Here is a 15,817-nt window from a genome sequence, read left to right as displayed (position 1 = left end):
TCTATAAAAAATCTATTTATAGGAAAGGGATTAGATGACTACAATCACTCCTGACATGAAAGATGTCGAAAAAATTATTGTTCTGGATTATGGTAGCCAATACAACCAGTTGATTTCACGTCGTGTGCGTGAAATGGGTGTGTTCTCTGAACTAAAAAGCCATAAACTCAGTGCTCAAGAAGTGAAAGAAATGAATCCAATTGGAATTATTCTTTCTGGTGGTCCAAACTCCGTTTATGAAGAAGGATCCTTCGATATTGATCCAGAAATCTTCGAGTTGGGAATCCCTGTACTTGGAATTTGTTACGGTATGCAACTGATGACTCATAAATTGGGTGGTAAGGTTGTTCCCGCTGGCGAAGCAGGAAATCGTGAATATGGTCAATCTCCATTAACCCATACTCCTGAAAGTCGTCTCTTTGCAAGTACACCAGAAGAACAGCTTGTCTTAATGAGTCATGGAGATGCTGTAACTGAAATCCCAGATCAGTTTGTTCGGACAGGGACTTCTGCAGACTGTCCTTTCGCTGCCATTGAAAACGCTGATAAAAACCTATACGGAATTCAGTTCCACCCAGAAGTTCGTCACTCTGTCTATGGCTTTAATCTCTTGAAAAACTTCGTCTTTAACATTTGTGGTGCTAAAGGCGATTGGACTATGAATAACTTTATTGAGATGGAAATCAAGAAAATCCGTGAAACCGTAGGAGATCGTAAAGTACTTCTTGGTCTCTCAGGGGGCGTTGATTCTTCTGTTGTAGGTGTCCTTCTCCAAAAAGCCATCGGAGACCAACTTATCTGTATCTTTGTGGATCATGGATTACTACGTAAAGGCGAAGCTGATCAAGTTATGGAGATGCTTGGAGGCAAATTCGGCCTTAACATCGTCAAAGCTGATGCTTCTGAACGCTTCCTTTCTAAACTTGCTGGAGTATCAGATCCAGAACAAAAACGGAAAATCATTGGGAACGAATTCGTTTATGTCTTCGATGACGAGGCTCGCAAATTAGACGGTGTCGATTTCTTAGCCCAAGGCACCCTTTATACAGATATTATCGAATCTGGAACAGATACCGCACAAACTATCAAATCTCACCACAACGTAGGCGGTCTACCTGAAGACCTTCAATTTGAATTGATCGAACCACTTAACACACTCTTCAAAGACGAAGTCCGTGCCCTTGGAACAGAGCTTGGTATGCCAGACGAAGTCGTATGGCGTCAACCATTCCCAGGACCAGGTCTTGCAATCCGTGTAATGGGTGAAATTACTGAAGAAAAACTCCAAACCGTTCGTGAATCCGATGCCATCCTCCGTGAAGAAATCCAAAAAGCAGGACTCGACCGCGACGTATGGCAATACTTCACAGTTAACACAGGTGTCCGCTCCGTCGGAGTTATGGGAGACGGCCGTACCTATGACTACACACTAGCCATCCGTGCTATCACTTCTATCGATGGAATGACAGCAGACTTCGCCCAACTTCCATGGGATGTTCTGAAGAAAATCTCTGTCCGCATCGTCAACGAAGTCGACCACGTTAACCGCATCGTCTACGACATCACCAGCAAACCACCCGCAACAGTTGAGTGGGAATAACAAGGTCCTGCGGACCTTGTTATCCCGAGCCTAGAAATTCAAAAGCGAGGCGGGACTGCGGACCTTGTTATCCCGAGCCTAGAAATTCAAAAGCGAGGAGGGGACTGCGGACCTTGTTATCCCGAGCTTAGAAATTCAAAAGCGAGCAATTTCTGGCTTCACTTGAAATTTTATTGGATAAAAACAGCTTAGAATCAACGTTTTTAATGACGTAATTCTAAGCTGTTTTCTATTTAGCTAATAATATCTGCTAGTATTTAAAGAGTCATTTCCTTTAGAAAGTTTTGGAGAAACAAAATGGATTTTCTGTGATATTAGCCCTAGACTTTTTAACGAAAGTCCAGTTTATGAAAATAGAATTTCGGACTATTTGGTAAAAAAGTTCTGCAAGATCGCTACAATCCGAGGTTCGGTCTTCCCTAATTAGTATTTCTTTTACGTCCAATCCTCCTTCCTTCTCACCACTACTTGAGTTCCTTGATCCACCTGACTAGTAACTTCAATCGCTAGTTCTAGCTGGTCAAGCACGCGCTTGGCTAGGTAGAGGCCAAAGCCGCTGGCTTTTTGGTGTTCGCGGCCATTAAAGCCGGTGAAGCCTTGGTCAAAGAGGCGGGGGATGTCTTCTGGCAGAATACCTATGCCTTGGTCACTAATGCGAACACCCTCATCCAATTGAATCTGGACTGAACCTCTTTCCTGACTATATTTGATGGCATTATCCAGGATTTGAGAGAGGGCAAAGGAGAGCCATTTTCGATCAGATTTAAGTTTCCATTCTCCTTCTATACTAACAGCAATTTGTTTATGTAAAAAGTGGGTGCGGTATTTCTTCACTAAGTCAACCATGACTTGACGTACCTCTACTTCTTCAAAGCGGAAATCGCTGCTCTGGTTGCTAAGTTTTAGATAGTTCAGGAGGTTAGCTTGATAATTGTCTAATCTTAAGAGCTGATTGTCCACGCCTTGAGGATCTAGCTGTTTGGTCTGAGTCATCAGAGAAAGAGCTGCGAGAGGCACCTTCATTTGGTGAGACCATAACTTGATCACCGCTTGAAGATCTTCTTCCCTTTTTTTATAGGACAAGAGTTCTTGCCGAGCCTCATTCTTCTCCTTTTCAAGCAACATTAAATAAGCTCGATCAATGGGCTTATTTAAAATATGGAGATCAACATCATGAATTCCATCTTGTAAGGCTTTTATTCGATGAAAAAATTTCCAAAAAAGGCTTAGCATAAGAATCATGAAGATTGTGCAAGATAAAAAGATGGATTGCAGAAAGAAAGGCCAGGGAAGTTGGTAGAGATAGAATAAAATCAAAAAAGAGCTTGCAAGCAAAAAATAAGCGAAAAAGAATACTCTGTATTCTCGGAGAAAAGAGCGTATCATTTAATCAAGTACCCCACTCCCCGTACAGTATGAATACGATCAAAACCCACTTCTGCTGCCTTTTTCCGCAAGCGAGTCATATTCACATTGAGAGTATTCTGGTCAATAAAATCTTCATTTTCCCATAAATCCTTGAGCAACTCTTCTTTGCTGATCACTTGTCCCTGCCCCTTAAAGAGGGCTTTCAAGATTCGTGTTTCCGTTGGGGTAAGCTGTACCTGCTCTTGTCCCCGTCGCAAGCGCCCCTCCAAACTCAGATGAAAATCATCCACACTATAATCTTGAACAGGTGCAAATTGATGAACCCGCCGTAAAAAAGCCCCAATTTTGGCATCTAGAATTTCCAAGGAGAATGGCTTGGTTACAAAATCATCCCCGCCCATATTCATAGCCATCACCGCATTCATTTCGTCATCACTAGATGATATAAAAATAATAGGCATAGTCATACTTTTACGAATCTCCGTAGTCCAGTAAAAACCGTTATAGTAAGGTAAACTAATATCCATCAAAATAATATCTGGCTGGATTTCTGCAACTTCTTGGCTCACTGCACGAAAATTCTTCACACTCATAACTTGGTGATTCTGACCTAAATGTTGCCTGAGAAGATCGACAATGAAGGTATCATCCTCAACAATGTATACGACACTTTGTTTCATATTGACATTCTAACACCTTTTATCAGAAAAACAAAAAGATAACCGAAAATTCACCCTTAAAAAAGCCAGAGACAAAACATCTCCGACTTTTCAGTTTATCGTTCAATAATGCGGTAGTAGGTGCGGCTGGTTAGCTTATAAATGACATAGTACAGGATACCAATGGACAAAAGAGTCACCGCACTAACCGTATAAATCAGGCTTGAAGAATTCACTTCGAATAGAGCCAGCATTTGTTTCAGCATGACCAAGGAGGCTATAAAATGTAGGGTTGCCATTCCGAGTGGCATAAAGAATACCAGTAAGACTTGTGAATTGATGGTCTTTTTAACAGCCGTCTGGCTCATACCAACTTCCTGTAAGATCTTATAAGATTTCTTATCTTCGTGACCTTCAGAGTATTGTTTGTAATAAATAATCAAAGCTGCCCCTAGTAGAAAACTAATTCCAAGTAGAAATCCCGTAAAGAGGAAACCACCTGTAAAACCTAATAGCATATTGGAAAAATCTTGTATATGAAAGACTTCTGCGGTCCACTTACCAGATTCATCTTGAACAAGTGCTACATCACCTGCTTTTTCAGCTACTGCATCAATCTCTGCTTTACTAATATCAGCAAAGACACGATAGGTTAAAGGCAATTTATAAAAATCTTTGAAAGTGTTTAAAACTTCATCATTCGGGACAACAAGTACCATACCGTTTAAAGTATTCGATAATCCTGGAAATTTAGGTTCCAAAGGACCTGCTATCGTTTCAAAAACCTGTTCTTCTAATTTGACTCTCTTCAAGTTTTGTTCTTGACTAGTTTGAATAACAGCTACTTGATTTGAATCTAAATTTGAAAGTTCGTTTCCTAGTTTTCTAAAGTCATCTTGAGTAATCACATAGGTATAGTATGGATTGCTAATGCTTGAATTGGCAATACTTCCTTCTGTAATTGCAATCTCTTCACCACCATCATAAATTATCGAAGTTTGGAAGAACAGCAAGTCCTCAACATTTCTAGCAGAGTCTGGGAAATTAGCAAGAACTGTTTGTTGATAGGCTTCCTTAGCTTCCTCACGACTTTCAACAATAAGGTTAAGACTCGCTTCTCTTGGATAAAGATTATCCGTAATTCCTTGCATCCCTGTGTAGAGTGAGGTTGTGGTAGCTATAGTTACAAAAGACATTACCGCTAGAAGTGTAATGTTGGCTAGACCTGTTGCATGCTGTTTCATTCGGAAAATCATTTGAGAGGTGGTAATAAAATGTTCTGGTTGATAGAAATACCGTTTATTTTTCCGACGTCTCTTGAGTAACCATGTCATAAAGCTAATATAAAATAAATAGGTTCCAGCAATTACTAATAAAACAGCCAGGAAAAAGAGATAAATAATTCCAACTCCTGTCTCTTTGGAACTGAGGGAAAGGTAGTAACCTGTCCCCAAACTTAGAATCCCCAAAGCAGCCAGTAAGATATTTCCCTTTGGCTCCTTCTCGCCTTTTTCACTACTGCGGAATAGAATCAATGGATTTGTTTTTCCGATTTTTCGAATGGCCAAGAATTCCAAAACAAGGAAAATCCCTCCAAATAAGAAAGCTGAGTAAACAAACGCTAAGGGATCAACACTAAAGTGAAGCTCACTGTAACCCACCAAATTAACAAAAATTAAATAAAGGACATTGGAAAAAACGATCCCCAGAACTGATCCTAATAATAGGATCGCCAAGAAAAGTAGTATTAGCTCTATACTGGCAATCAGAGCAACCTTTTTCTTATTCATCCCAAGCATATTATAGAGACCGAATTCTCTTGACCTTTGTTGCATTAGGAAATTATAACTATAAATTTCCATAATTAAACTGAAAATAGTCAACACAAAGAGCCCTAAACCTAGGATAACTGCTCCAGATCCCATTGATGTCATCACAGGGCTAAACATAAGTCCAAACATGGAGGAGATAATCGTAAAGAGAACTAAACTGGCAAGGACAAATGGAGCAAAAACACGAATGGAATTACGAATATTTTGAAGGGCAAGTTTGAGGTAGAACATCTACTCACCTCCTAACAAGGCAGACATATTCAAGGATATTTCTTTAGCAAAATCTTGATTGCTCTTTCCAGCCTTATAAAGTTGATGGAAAATTCGACCATCCTTGATAAAAAGCACGCGCTTAGCATGACTAGCGGCATTAGCTGAGTGGGTTACCATAAGGATGGTCTGGCCAGCCTCATTAATAGCCTCAAATAGATGGAGTAAATCTTCAGAATTCCGATAATCAAGAGCAGCTGTTGGCTCATCGGCTAAGACGAGCTGTGGTTGGGTAATCAAACTGCGAGCAATGGCTACCCGCTGCTTCTGACCTCCTGAAAGCTCAAACGGACGCTTTTGTAATAAGTCTTGAATCCCTAGCTGTGGAGCCAAATGAGCTAAGCCTTGCTCCATTTCAGAAAACTTCTTGCGCGCTAACACTAGTGGGAGGAAAATATTATCCTGAACCGTTAAGGTATCTAAGAGATTGAAATCTTGAAAGACAAAGCCGAGATTTTGGAGACGAAAATCTGCCAATTTACCTTCTTTAATCTGGGTAATATCCTGGTTATTGAGTACCACCGAACCACGGGTTGGTTTGTCTAAGGTTGCAAGAATATTGAGCAAGGTTGTCTTACCAGACCCACTTTCTCCCATAATGGCAATAAACTCCCCTTCTTCGACTTTGAAGTCAACATCCTGAAGGGCGCGTGTTTCTTCTTTGGAAAAACGAGTTCGATAAACCTTTTCTAAATGATTAATTTCTAATAACATAAAACTTCCTCTTTCATCTTTCGTTACTATCATTATAGAACAAAGTATAAGAGAGGATTCTTACAAAAATTCCTACTTTCTTACAAAGCTGTAAGAAAGTTTCTCATAACAATTGTTAAAAAGACCAGAATATGAACCCTGGTCTTTTCCTCCGTCTAATCTTTTAATAATTCAGCTTCATCTTTACCTAATTTAATGGTTTTCTGACCTGAAATTAAAACTCCCTTATTCTCGTCACGGCCTTGCAAGTAATAAAGTGGTTGGTCTTTATCATAATCTGCTGCAGCTTCTTTGGCTAACAAACCAATCCCTTTTTCAGGATTACGTAAGAGGTTGAAAATTAAGCCCATTCTTAATTCTGGGAAATCACTAAGCATCGCATGGTCCCCATTACTATCTCCAGCAATCAAGATCGGTTGGCTATCCCCTTGTTTTGGAGCTATAAACTGGTTAATTGTCTCAGTCTTACCACTTCCCTGCGTTTGCGGATACGCTGAATCTAATTCAGGAAGAATCTTACCATCCTCTGTTTTAGAAAGACGCATCGCAAAAATTTGTTCTTCTGGGACACCGTATCCGTATTCTTTAGAAGTTGCAAACGGTATAATCACATCATAGTAAGAAGCTGAATTGACATAAACATCAATTCCATTTTTCATCAATGTTTGGTAAAGGTCTTGGACTTCTTTGACCGTCCGAATACCACGCTTAAATTCAATTTCGACCTGTCCTGCTTGCCCTTTGTGACTTGCTGGGCTCTCCCAAGTTTCAAACACTAACTCATCGTTTAATGATTTAGTAATGGATTCCTTCGATAGCTTTTGAACTTCCTCGGATGTCATCCCTGCATAGAAATAAGTCACCCATGGATAAGAAATATCTGAGCTAAACGTATCCCCAATCGCTTCATATAAGAAGAGAAGTTTAGCTCTGAAATCCTTGTACTGATCTGTTTTTTGGACTTCTTCTAAATTTTTCCCACCTTCAAAACCTTTGTATTCTTGATAAAGATATTGGTAATCCGCTTCTAGGTCAGCTCCAATTTCTGTAATGGAAATGGATTGATCTGCTTTGTTCTGATAATCCTCACTGAAAACTTCCTCTGGAACCTGTGTTCGAATAATCGCCCCAAATTCTTCAGGAGTTGCTTTAAAGGCCAAGTTCTCAATTTGATAAACAAAAGTGGCTTCACCAATATCATTAATGATAGTTGTATTATCCCAGTCAAAGACTGCGTAAGGTCGAGCCTCCTCTGAATAGTTTGGAGAGTCCTTCCCATACTCTTGAATAATCTGTGTTAGACGTGCATGGGCTTTGGAATCCCAATTTCCAGTCATCAAAATCTCTTGACCTTTTTGACGCGTTTGAGATTGCTCCACCTTATCAGATTTCGTTTCTTCCTTTTTCATGTCCGCCTGACAAGCACCTAAAAGCAGGCTAGCTCCGCATAATAAAACAGCTGTTGTTTTCCAATTCATAATATTCTCCTTTTGATGCTGCTAAGGTTTTGAATAGTAACTTCCATAGTCCCTGACAAAGTTTTGAGGTAAAGCTAAATCTGCCAGATTTTCCTCATCCAAGTAAGTCCGAATCTCTGATTCCGCTTTTGATCGATAGAGTTCTAGCCAGTCCGGTTCCAACAATAAGCTCGTTCCCATGGATAGAAGGGGAATGCCCGACTTCAATGCCTCTTTATAATCCTCAGCATTCCTCACTTTACCGACCCCGATAAGAGGTACACGTCCATTTATCTTGTCGCGAATGGCTAAGATGACAGGAGTATTTTCCTCTGTTTTTCGCAAGGAAGATTGCCATAAATGATCCATTGACACATGGAGATAATCAATTCCTAAACGAATCAACTGATCAATCAATGCTAAACTATCCTTGAGTTCAATCCCTGGAACTTCAATTTCTTCTGGAGAGAAACGATACCCCAATAAAAAGGAATTCGGACTCTCTTGGTCAATCAATTGCCGTGCCCGCTTAACGAGGGTTTTGGCAAATCGCATGCGATTATTTAAAGTCCCTCCCCATTTATCTTGTCGACGGTTCGAATGAGGCGATAAAAATTGTTGGATTAAATAAGTATTGGCTCCATGAAGTTCCACACCATCAAAACCTGCTACCATGGCACGACGAATCGCAGCCAAGAAATCTTGCAGCAGTTCCTCGATTTGAGTATTGCTTAGAGATTTAGGAACCGTTACTTCCCCATGTTCAGCAGCAACCGCACTTGGTGCAACTGGTTGTGACTCGATAAGAGTAGCTGGAACCATCCGTCCCCCATGATAAATTTGCAGAATCGCCAGATTCCCTTGAGATTTCATAGCCTCGGCGAGTTTTGCTAGACCTGGAATCTTATCATCGTCAGCTACACTAAAGCTGTCCGCATAAGCCTGTCCTAGAGGATGGACATAGGCACTACCTGTAATCAGTAAACCTGCACTACCAGCACGTCGCCGATAAAAAGCTGCATCTTCATCTGACACAATTCCACCCGCTAAACTGGCGCTAATAGTCAGAGGGGCTAAAACTAGGCGATTGTTTGTTCGCATACCATTTGGAAAAGGGTAAGAGCTCTCTAATTGCATCTTGTCCTCCTTCTAAAAAAGACGGATTCACCATATGCCTGAGGAGAATCCGTACTTCTTTTAACTATTCTGCCAGTCAGCGGGATATGTAATGTAAACAAAGCGGGCCTTTCCTTTTACAGAAAATTGAATGTCACTCCCTTTCGGAATGAAGAGGGCTTGTCCCGGTCCTGCTGACATAACCTCATCCCCAACAATAATATCTAATTGACCGTCAATAATATAGTCAACTTCATCATAATCCAGATGCCAAGGGAAAGTAGTGTCTTCCATGGTCATGAGGCCAAAGCCCAAGCGTGGACTTTCTTCCAAACTTACTAAATCTCTCGTATAAACCTGATCTTGAGCGTTTCCAGTGTCTAGTCGATCTTCCGGTCTTACATCTATTTGATTAACTGCTAGGGAAATAACCCCTGCTTTACTGACTTTCTTATCAGATGGCTCTGTTGCTAATTCTTCGAGAATAATCTGACGAACCAGTTTTTCTAACATATCACGGTTAACAGAACTCATAGGTTACCCTTCTTTCTTCATAGATTTTGTCAAAATAAAGGCTAGAATAACAGCAGTCACTCCTCCTACAATTTTTCCAACCATCATTGGGAAAATCATATCTGGGCTTTGTCCTGCTGTAAAACCAAGATGGTCTCCAATTACAAAAGAAGCAGATACTGCAAAGGCCACATTAATAATTTTTCCACGGTTATCCATATCTTTCATCATTTGGAACATGGCAATATTATTGGCCAAGGACGCAACCAAACCTGCAGCTGCGACATCGTTGACACCCAGAGATTGACCAACCTTTGCTAAAGGTTTGCTGGCTACTTTAGTAAAGACTGCTACCAAGCCAAAGGCTCCCGCTAAGGTAACCGCAATTGTTCCGACAACTTCAAAGGCTTCTACCAAGGTCTCCGCTCCACTCGGATAAAGACTCAAAAGCCATTCATTTCCTGTTAAGAGTTGCGCTGCTCCAAAAGCTAAACCAAGAGTTGCAATGGTCACAATAATTTGTCCAAAAACCTCAAATCCCTTAATCATTTTTTCAGGTGCCATAACTAGACCAAGGAAAATTAGTGCGGATACGATAATAATTGGAATTAAATTAATCAGTAGTGTGCCAAAGCCCAATCCTGGTACTAAAAGACCTCCAATTAAACAACCGATAGGAACCGTAACCAAACCATAGAGAATACCACGTGCTAATAAAGGGCGATCTTCTTTTTCAATGATTCCAAGAGAAACTGGAATTGTGAACACCAAAGTTGGACCCATCATAGAGCCAAGAACATAGGCCGCAAATTTTCCGACCTCTTCATTCTCTGCCAAACTCAAAGCCAAGGGAGCACCTCCCATATCATTGGCAATAAAAGTTGTCGCAAAAATAGAGGGATCCGCACCAACCAATCCATAAATTGGAACAATAATTGGCTTTAATAAATCAGCTAATAGAGGAGCTACGACCATAATCCCAGCCATAGATAAAGCCAAGGCACCCATGGCCATAATCCCTTCTTCAAACTGCTCACTCAGTCCCAATTTTCCACCGATACACTTATCAACTGCTCCAATCAGTAGAAAAAGGACCATTACATAAATGATTATCTCATTGATACTCATTTGCTTTCCTTTCTAATTATCATCTTCATAAGCTACCTTATCGATGATTCCAACAACCAGCATATCAATTGGCACATCGGTCCTATCCAGGGCCACACGGGCACTACTTCCTGTCGTAACCAATACCATGTCACCTTGGCCAGCCCCAATTAAATCTGCCGCAATCACATGAGCGGGATCTGTTTGCTGGTCATTTAATTGGCGTTCAACAACTAAAAACTTCAAACCATTCAAGGCTTCCTCTTTTCGAGTAGCCCATAGGCTACCCTTGACTTTACCGACAAACATCTCCCCACTCCTTATTCATCTATCCTAATCCTATTTCGACGTAAAAAATCACGAGCTAACGGAGTAATAAGCCAGTTTTTGGCATCCAGGTAATCACCCGGTAATAAGCCAAGGGATTGGGCTTTCTCCTCTGTTAACAATCTACGTTTTCCATTTTTAGGTGTGACTTCTTTCCGCTGTAAAAATTCTTTCAAACCCTCAACATCTGTAAATCGTAATCCAAATGAACAAACTGTTTGATTCGCGTTTCCAATACTAGTCCGCAGAGCCTTAGTAGAGCCTTGCACAGTCGGCATAGCCCCTAAAACAAAAACCGCTTTTCCCTGCTGCAGAGCCTGCAAAATCCATTCTTCTAAGGTTGTCAGTGGACAAAGATTCGCCAAACGGAAAACGGCTGCATCTGCTAAAGATTCAATAACCAAAACCTTCCCTTGTTGGGCATCTTCTACCACTTCAAAACCCAAATTTTGAATCTGACGCTTACAGTCCTCTGAGCCAAAAACATAAACCTTTTCTGACTCCTTACTGGCAGTTTCTACAGTCAATTTTTCTAAGAGGCGGTCTGTCACAGCTTGAATAAGATCTTCAATTTGCGTCATAAGCCATCTCCTATGTTTCTGAAATCTTTACGATACGACCACGCATACCTTTAACAAATCCTGCAGCATTGGCTTCATCATAATCTATATGCATGTAAGTCGCAAATTGTGGACTAACCCGAACCACCACATCATCAAAAATAAGCGGGCGTTGTCCCTCTGCTCGAACTTGGACAATTTCATGATTTGAAACACCCAAGCGTTCTGCATCCTCTGGTGTCATATGGATATGCCTCTTGGCAACAATCAATCCTTTGTCCAAAGAAACTGTGCGATTTCCATTCACAAGAACAATTCCAGGTGTGCCTTCAATATCACCACTCTCTCTCACAGGTGCTTGAATTCCCAATTGCAAACAGTCTGTCGCAGAAACTTCTACTTGTGATTCCTTCCGAACAGGTCCTAAAATGACTACATTTCGAAAGATACCTTTCGGACCAATAAGGGTCACTCTTTCTTGTGCTGCATATTGACCTGGTTGGGATAAGTCCTTCATCTTCGTTAATTCATATCCTGGTCCAAAAAGACTCTCCAAATCTTTCTGGCTCAGATGGACATGACGGCCACTGGCTTCAATTTCAAAACTAGAATCTAGTTGCTCTTGAACCCGTTCAGCTACTTTTTCAATCAATGTTTCTAATTTCATTGTATTTCCTCACTCCACAATCAAGCTTTGAATTCCACCCACTATTTTTTTTAACTGTCTCAAAAATTGTTCATGCCGATTTTGGGATTCGGTTGACCAAGCTAATTCATATTCACAATAAATTTGATTCAACTCTATCGATAATTGATAGAGCTCCAACGCCCAGATTGGCTTCTCCAAAACTTGATTCATGAGTCGATCAGCACTGTCATCTGCGAAAATTACAGAAATTTCTAGTTCTAATTCTTTCCCTTTTCTCAATGTTTGAAGTTGATGGAAATAATGAATCAATTTTTCTTCTTTATCAAGCAAATAATACTGCCTTAAGACTTTTTGAGCTTTTAAAAAATAAGGATAGACTTTTTCCAAGCGAAACAAAGTGTCTGTGGGTAGAGATAGAAAATCCGTTTTTTCCGAAGAGTTAGCTTCTTTCCATGAAACGTTCATGCGACGGTCTCTGAGGAAGCTTTTAGCAGAAGGAGTCAAAATGGATCCCGCTTCTAAGAGCAACTGCCCTGAAGCTTCCAAATCTAATTCCCGCATCATTTTGCGAATTCGTGCTTCTGTATACAGAGTCATACAGTCACTTCCTTTCCTACCCTCAAGGGAACATGAAGGGACCAGTTTCTATTCCGGTCCCTCCCCCTTGCTTCCTATTTTGGAAGGATAACTTCTACTTCAGAGTGTGGACGTGGAATAACGTGTACAGAGATTAATTCCCCTACATTTTCTGCTGCTGCTGCTCCTGCATCTGTCGCAGCCTTAACTGCACCAACATCCCCACGAACCATAACCGTTACCAAACCAGCACCAATTTGTTCTTTTCCAACCAACGTTACATTAGCTGCTTTGACCATCGCATCTGCTGCTTCAATTGCGCCTACAAGTCCTTTTGTTTCTACCATTCCAAGTGCATTTGCATTCATCTTCTATTCTCCTTTTATGTTAATTTTTCTAAAACTTTTGCAACGAGGGTTTCGATTAAGGCCTCATCGCTGAATGAGCTTTCAGATTTAAGTTCCTTCACAACCTCTACTACTTGATTTTCAGTCTTCCGTAAATCGGCTAAATTCCGCTGTCCACTAGCAATGCGGCGGATATTAATCAAATTCATAGGACTGATATTATCAGAAGTTGAACTTCCTCCTATCGCTCCACACCCTAAAGTGAAGGATGGGAACAAGGCGGTTGTGGCACCAACTCCACCAAGGGCAGATCCAGTATTAACTAAAAGTCTAGATACCGGAGTCCGTAAGCTAAACTCACGAATAATATCCTGATTTTGACTATGAATGGCAAAAGTATGACCTGCACCTTCATTGTTCAAGATACGATTGGCTAAATCACTAGCTTCTTCCCAATCTTTAACGGTGTAAAAACCAAGAACCGGCCCAAGTTTTTCCAAGGAGAATGGATGACCTTTACCAACCCCAGTTTCTTCTGCAATCAAGACCCGTGCATCTGCTGGTACCGATATTCCAGCCATTTCCCCAATTAGAGGTGCTGGCTTCCCAACCATTTTTGGATTCATCATCCCATTTGGCTGAATAACAAAGGCTCCTAATTTTTTAGCATCTTCTGCAGGAACAAAATAAGCTCCTTGACGTTTAAATTCTGCAATGACAGCTTCTTTATTAGACTCTTCAACAATCACAGATTGTTCAGAAGCACAAATCACTCCATTATCAAAGGTTTTTGAATCCAAGATTTGTTGGACTGCATGAGAGATATCTGCAGTTGACTCAATATAGGCTGGCCCATTTCCTGGTCCTACTCCAATTGCTGGTGTACCAGAAGAGTAGGCTGCTCGTACCATGGCTGTTCCACCTGTTGCTAAAATAAGGTTAGTATCCTTATGACGCATCAATTCATTCGTTGCCGGAATAGAGACACGGTGAATGGATGAGACGGCTCCTGGTGGACAACCAACTGATTTAGCTGCCTCTTGAATAATCTCAACGGTTGCCTCAATACTCTTAAGGGCATTGGGATGCGGAGAAAAGATAATACTATTCCCTGTTTTAAGAGCTAACAATGCCTTATAGATAACGGTGGAGGTTGGATTTGTAGAAGGGATTAGCCCTGCAATAACTCCAACTGGTACAGCTACTTCTGTTAGTCCCGTTTTAGCATCTTCTGATAAAATACCAACTGTTCTTTGATGCTTAATTTCTTCGTATACTCCTTGAGAAGCCAAGGCATTTTTTAAAACCTTATCTTCCCAACGACCAAAACCAGTCTCTTGAGCAGCTAGTTTAGCTAGATATTCTCGTTTATCATAGCAGGCCTTGGTGACGACTTTTACCAGGGTATCAATCTGTTCTTGATTCCATTGGGCCAACTCTTTCTGAGCCTTCTTTGCCGTCCGGATCAGATTTCTTACTTCCTGGATTGACGCCAAGTCCTTATCTTCAATATACATAGACGCCTACTCCTTTTCTATTTTTTCTAAAGCTTCTAGTAAGATTGCTTTATGGGCGAATTTTATCTCTTTTTTAGTGAGCCCAATAGCCGGCTCCTGGTAGGCTAGGCTACGCAACTTAACCACCGTCATACCCTCTAGCTTCAAGCGTTCGTATTTGGGAACTCTTTGTTGAGTCTCTTCGTGTTCTGTTACTGCTATAGGAGTCTCCTCTAAAACGACCGTTTCTTCTTCAACATCCTGACCTTCTACTGGATGCGAGAATAACAATTGCTCTGTTTGAGAATCCATACGGGCAATGACATGACTCGAAATAAAGTAAGGTTCTTGCCCTAACTCGGATTTCACCGTCTCAATGGCCGCCTTTACGGCTCCCACATCTCCCATAATCTGGACATTTTTCAATCCAGCCTTAACAGTTTCCGCTTGAATCAAACGAACATCAGCCGTTTTTAGAGCAAGATCAGCCGCCACAACCGCACCTAAGAAGCCTTCTACTTCAATTAAGCCAAGTGCTTTTTGTGTCATACAAATCTCCCCTTATCTAGTAGGTTTTTGGATTATCCGCAATCTGCTCGACAACTCTCGCAAAAGCATCACAAGCAGCCCGGCAAGCAGACTGACTGCCGACCAATAATCCACCTGCAAAGTTTGTTTCACTTGGTGGTCCATAAAAAGCCCCAATTTGAACATCTGCTGCTTTTAGAGCTGCATCCAAACCAACTACCGCTTCAGCTGGAGGAGCAATCAAATAAGCAATTGCCGTTCCTTCCTCAGCATTCGCTGCTTGAGAAAGATAAGAGCCTGATCGTGCAATACAGTGAGCAAAATAAGGAATGCTGTTATCTTCATTGGCACTGTAGAAGCTTGCTCCATTTTCAATCTCATAGACAATCACATCCAAAGCACTACGAACTTCTTCTGGATTTGGTCCAGCAATAATGCCAATAACTTCCCCAGCCAGTTTTGTAGAAGCATTTCCAGCTCCTGCATACATGCTTTTCGCATAGACGATTTCAACATCCACTGCCTTGGTTGCTTCATCCAAAGCCACATAGGTAACATCATCACAATCAGAGGTCACAACCCCCACACTCCGATGATGAGGTTTAAGCTCCAAAGAGGCTGCTAAGGCTGCATCAACATTCGGAATTAGCAACGATGTCAATACATTAACTCCTAACCGTTCCTGTTTGACCATTCTA

The 15,817-nt window shown here is 41.1% G+C and carries 17 protein-coding genes; 1 reads left to right on the top strand and 16 read right to left on the bottom strand.

Going from position 1 to position 15,817, the window contains the following annotated elements; all coding sequences use genetic code 11:
* Positions 1 to 34: 34 nt before the first annotated feature.
* Positions 35 to 1,600, top strand: coding sequence for a glutamine-hydrolyzing GMP synthase (gene guaA, locus E4T71_RS00165; RefSeq protein ID WP_135035057.1), 1,566 nt, complete (start codon positions 35 to 37; stop codon positions 1,598 to 1,600).
* 435 nt (positions 1,601 to 2,035) lie between these two features.
* Here guaA and E4T71_RS00160 read toward each other — a convergent pair whose 3' ends face one another.
* The 16 genes from E4T71_RS00160 to eutL all read right to left on the bottom strand — a co-directional run bounded on the left by E4T71_RS00160 (position 2,036) and on the right by eutL (position 15,813).
* Positions 2,036 to 2,986: a HAMP domain-containing sensor histidine kinase gene (locus E4T71_RS00160; RefSeq protein WP_135035055.1), complete on the bottom strand. Its 951-nt coding sequence runs from the start codon at positions 2,984 to 2,986 to the stop codon at positions 2,036 to 2,038.
* Complete coding sequence (locus tag E4T71_RS00155; RefSeq protein ID WP_135035052.1) at positions 2,983 to 3,648, bottom strand: response regulator transcription factor; 666 nt, start codon at positions 3,646 to 3,648, stop codon at positions 2,983 to 2,985. The genes E4T71_RS00160 and E4T71_RS00155 overlap by 4 nt, the downstream gene beginning before the upstream one ends.
* A gap of 95 nt (positions 3,649 to 3,743) precedes the next feature.
* Positions 3,744 to 5,690 carry an ABC transporter permease gene (locus E4T71_RS00150; protein ID WP_135035049.1) on the bottom strand — a complete coding sequence of 649 codons (1,947 nt, stop codon included), beginning with the start codon at positions 5,688 to 5,690 and terminating at the stop codon, positions 3,744 to 3,746.
* Positions 5,691 to 6,443, bottom strand: coding sequence for an ABC transporter ATP-binding protein (locus E4T71_RS00145; protein WP_135035046.1), 753 nt, complete (start codon positions 6,441 to 6,443; stop codon positions 5,691 to 5,693).
* Between the two features lie 155 nt (positions 6,444 to 6,598).
* Complete coding sequence (locus tag E4T71_RS00140; protein WP_135035043.1) at positions 6,599 to 7,921, bottom strand: haloacid dehalogenase-like hydrolase; 1,323 nt, start codon at positions 7,919 to 7,921, stop codon at positions 6,599 to 6,601.
* 21 nt (positions 7,922 to 7,942) lie between these two features.
* On the bottom strand, positions 7,943 to 9,037 hold the full coding sequence (locus tag E4T71_RS00135; RefSeq protein ID WP_135035040.1) for an NADH-dependent flavin oxidoreductase: 1,095 nt from the start codon (positions 9,035 to 9,037) through the stop codon (positions 7,943 to 7,945).
* Between the two features lie 60 nt (positions 9,038 to 9,097).
* Positions 9,098 to 9,550 (bottom strand): ethanolamine utilization protein EutQ, encoded by a 453-nt coding sequence (locus tag E4T71_RS00130; RefSeq protein WP_135035037.1) that lies wholly within the window; start codon positions 9,548 to 9,550, stop codon positions 9,098 to 9,100.
* Between the two features lie 3 nt (positions 9,551 to 9,553).
* A complete protein-coding gene (locus E4T71_RS00125; RefSeq protein ID WP_135035034.1) occupies positions 9,554 to 10,657 on the bottom strand; it encodes an ethanolamine utilization protein EutH in 1,104 nt (367 codons plus the stop codon).
* A 12-nt stretch (positions 10,658 to 10,669) separates the two neighbouring features.
* Entirely contained in the window at positions 10,670 to 10,945 is a 276-nt protein-coding gene (locus E4T71_RS00120; protein WP_135035031.1) for a EutN/CcmL family microcompartment protein, read from the bottom strand.
* Between the two features lie 11 nt (positions 10,946 to 10,956).
* Positions 10,957 to 11,544, bottom strand: a complete 588-nt coding sequence (locus E4T71_RS00115) for a hypothetical protein (protein ID WP_135035028.1) — start codon at positions 11,542 to 11,544, stop codon at positions 10,957 to 10,959.
* Between the two features lie 10 nt (positions 11,545 to 11,554).
* Positions 11,555 to 12,190, bottom strand: coding sequence for an ethanolamine utilization phosphate acetyltransferase EutD (gene eutD, locus E4T71_RS00110; protein ID WP_135035025.1), 636 nt, complete (start codon positions 12,188 to 12,190; stop codon positions 11,555 to 11,557).
* A gap of 9 nt (positions 12,191 to 12,199) precedes the next feature.
* Complete coding sequence (locus E4T71_RS00105) at positions 12,200 to 12,769, bottom strand: hypothetical protein (RefSeq protein ID WP_135035022.1); 570 nt, start codon at positions 12,767 to 12,769, stop codon at positions 12,200 to 12,202.
* 74 nt (positions 12,770 to 12,843) lie between these two features.
* Complete coding sequence (gene pduA / locus E4T71_RS00100; protein ID WP_135035019.1) at positions 12,844 to 13,116, bottom strand: propanediol utilization microcompartment protein PduA; 273 nt, start codon at positions 13,114 to 13,116, stop codon at positions 12,844 to 12,846.
* Between the two features lie 14 nt (positions 13,117 to 13,130).
* On the bottom strand, positions 13,131 to 14,612 hold the full coding sequence (locus E4T71_RS00095; RefSeq protein ID WP_135035016.1) for an acetaldehyde dehydrogenase (acetylating): 1,482 nt from the start codon (positions 14,610 to 14,612) through the stop codon (positions 13,131 to 13,133).
* 6 nt (positions 14,613 to 14,618) lie between these two features.
* Positions 14,619 to 15,140, bottom strand: coding sequence for a BMC domain-containing protein (locus E4T71_RS00090; RefSeq protein ID WP_135035013.1), 522 nt, complete (start codon positions 15,138 to 15,140; stop codon positions 14,619 to 14,621).
* Between the two features lie 16 nt (positions 15,141 to 15,156).
* A complete protein-coding gene (gene eutL, locus E4T71_RS00085; RefSeq protein ID WP_135035010.1) occupies positions 15,157 to 15,813 on the bottom strand; it encodes an ethanolamine utilization microcompartment protein EutL in 657 nt (218 codons plus the stop codon).
* Positions 15,814 to 15,817 lie beyond the last annotated feature (4 nt).

This window comes from Streptococcus sp. WM07 (assembly GCF_004570525.1).
GTDB lineage: Bacteria > Bacillota > Bacilli > Lactobacillales > Streptococcaceae > Streptococcus.
This window is presented reverse-complemented; position numbering and strand designations above follow the sequence as displayed.

Excerpts from the sequence above, each read along its gene's own strand:
- guaA (WP_135035057.1), top strand. The coding sequence starts at position 35 with ATGACTACAATCACTCCTGACATGAAAGATGTCGAAAAAATTATTGTT.
- E4T71_RS00160 (WP_135035055.1), bottom strand. The coding sequence starts at position 2,986 with ATGATACGCTCTTTTCTCCGAGAATACAGAGTATTCTTTTTCGCTTAT.
- E4T71_RS00155 (WP_135035052.1), bottom strand. The coding sequence starts at position 3,648 with ATGAAACAAAGTGTCGTATACATTGTTGAGGATGATACCTTCATTGTC.
- E4T71_RS00150 (WP_135035049.1), bottom strand. The coding sequence starts at position 5,690 with ATGTTCTACCTCAAACTTGCCCTTCAAAATATTCGTAATTCCATTCGT.
- E4T71_RS00145 (WP_135035046.1), bottom strand. The coding sequence starts at position 6,443 with ATGTTATTAGAAATTAATCATTTAGAAAAGGTTTATCGAACTCGTTTT.
- E4T71_RS00140 (WP_135035043.1), bottom strand. The coding sequence starts at position 7,921 with ATGAATTGGAAAACAACAGCTGTTTTATTATGCGGAGCTAGCCTGCTT.
- E4T71_RS00135 (WP_135035040.1), bottom strand. The coding sequence starts at position 9,037 with ATGCAATTAGAGAGCTCTTACCCTTTTCCAAATGGTATGCGAACAAAC.
- E4T71_RS00130 (WP_135035037.1), bottom strand. The coding sequence starts at position 9,550 with ATGAGTTCTGTTAACCGTGATATGTTAGAAAAACTGGTTCGTCAGATT.
- E4T71_RS00125 (WP_135035034.1), bottom strand. The coding sequence starts at position 10,657 with ATGAGTATCAATGAGATAATCATTTATGTAATGGTCCTTTTTCTACTG.
- E4T71_RS00120 (WP_135035031.1), bottom strand. The coding sequence starts at position 10,945 with ATGTTTGTCGGTAAAGTCAAGGGTAGCCTATGGGCTACTCGAAAAGAG.
- E4T71_RS00115 (WP_135035028.1), bottom strand. The coding sequence starts at position 11,544 with ATGACGCAAATTGAAGATCTTATTCAAGCTGTGACAGACCGCCTCTTA.
- eutD (WP_135035025.1), bottom strand. The coding sequence starts at position 12,190 with ATGAAATTAGAAACATTGATTGAAAAAGTAGCTGAACGGGTTCAAGAG.
- E4T71_RS00105 (WP_135035022.1), bottom strand. The coding sequence starts at position 12,769 with ATGACTCTGTATACAGAAGCACGAATTCGCAAAATGATGCGGGAATTA.
- pduA (WP_135035019.1), bottom strand. The coding sequence starts at position 13,116 with ATGAATGCAAATGCACTTGGAATGGTAGAAACAAAAGGACTTGTAGGC.
- E4T71_RS00095 (WP_135035016.1), bottom strand. The coding sequence starts at position 14,612 with ATGTATATTGAAGATAAGGACTTGGCGTCAATCCAGGAAGTAAGAAAT.
- E4T71_RS00090 (WP_135035013.1), bottom strand. The coding sequence starts at position 15,140 with ATGACACAAAAAGCACTTGGCTTAATTGAAGTAGAAGGCTTCTTAGGT.
- eutL (WP_135035010.1), bottom strand. The coding sequence starts at position 15,813 with ATGGTCAAACAGGAACGGTTAGGAGTTAATGTATTGACATCGTTGCTA.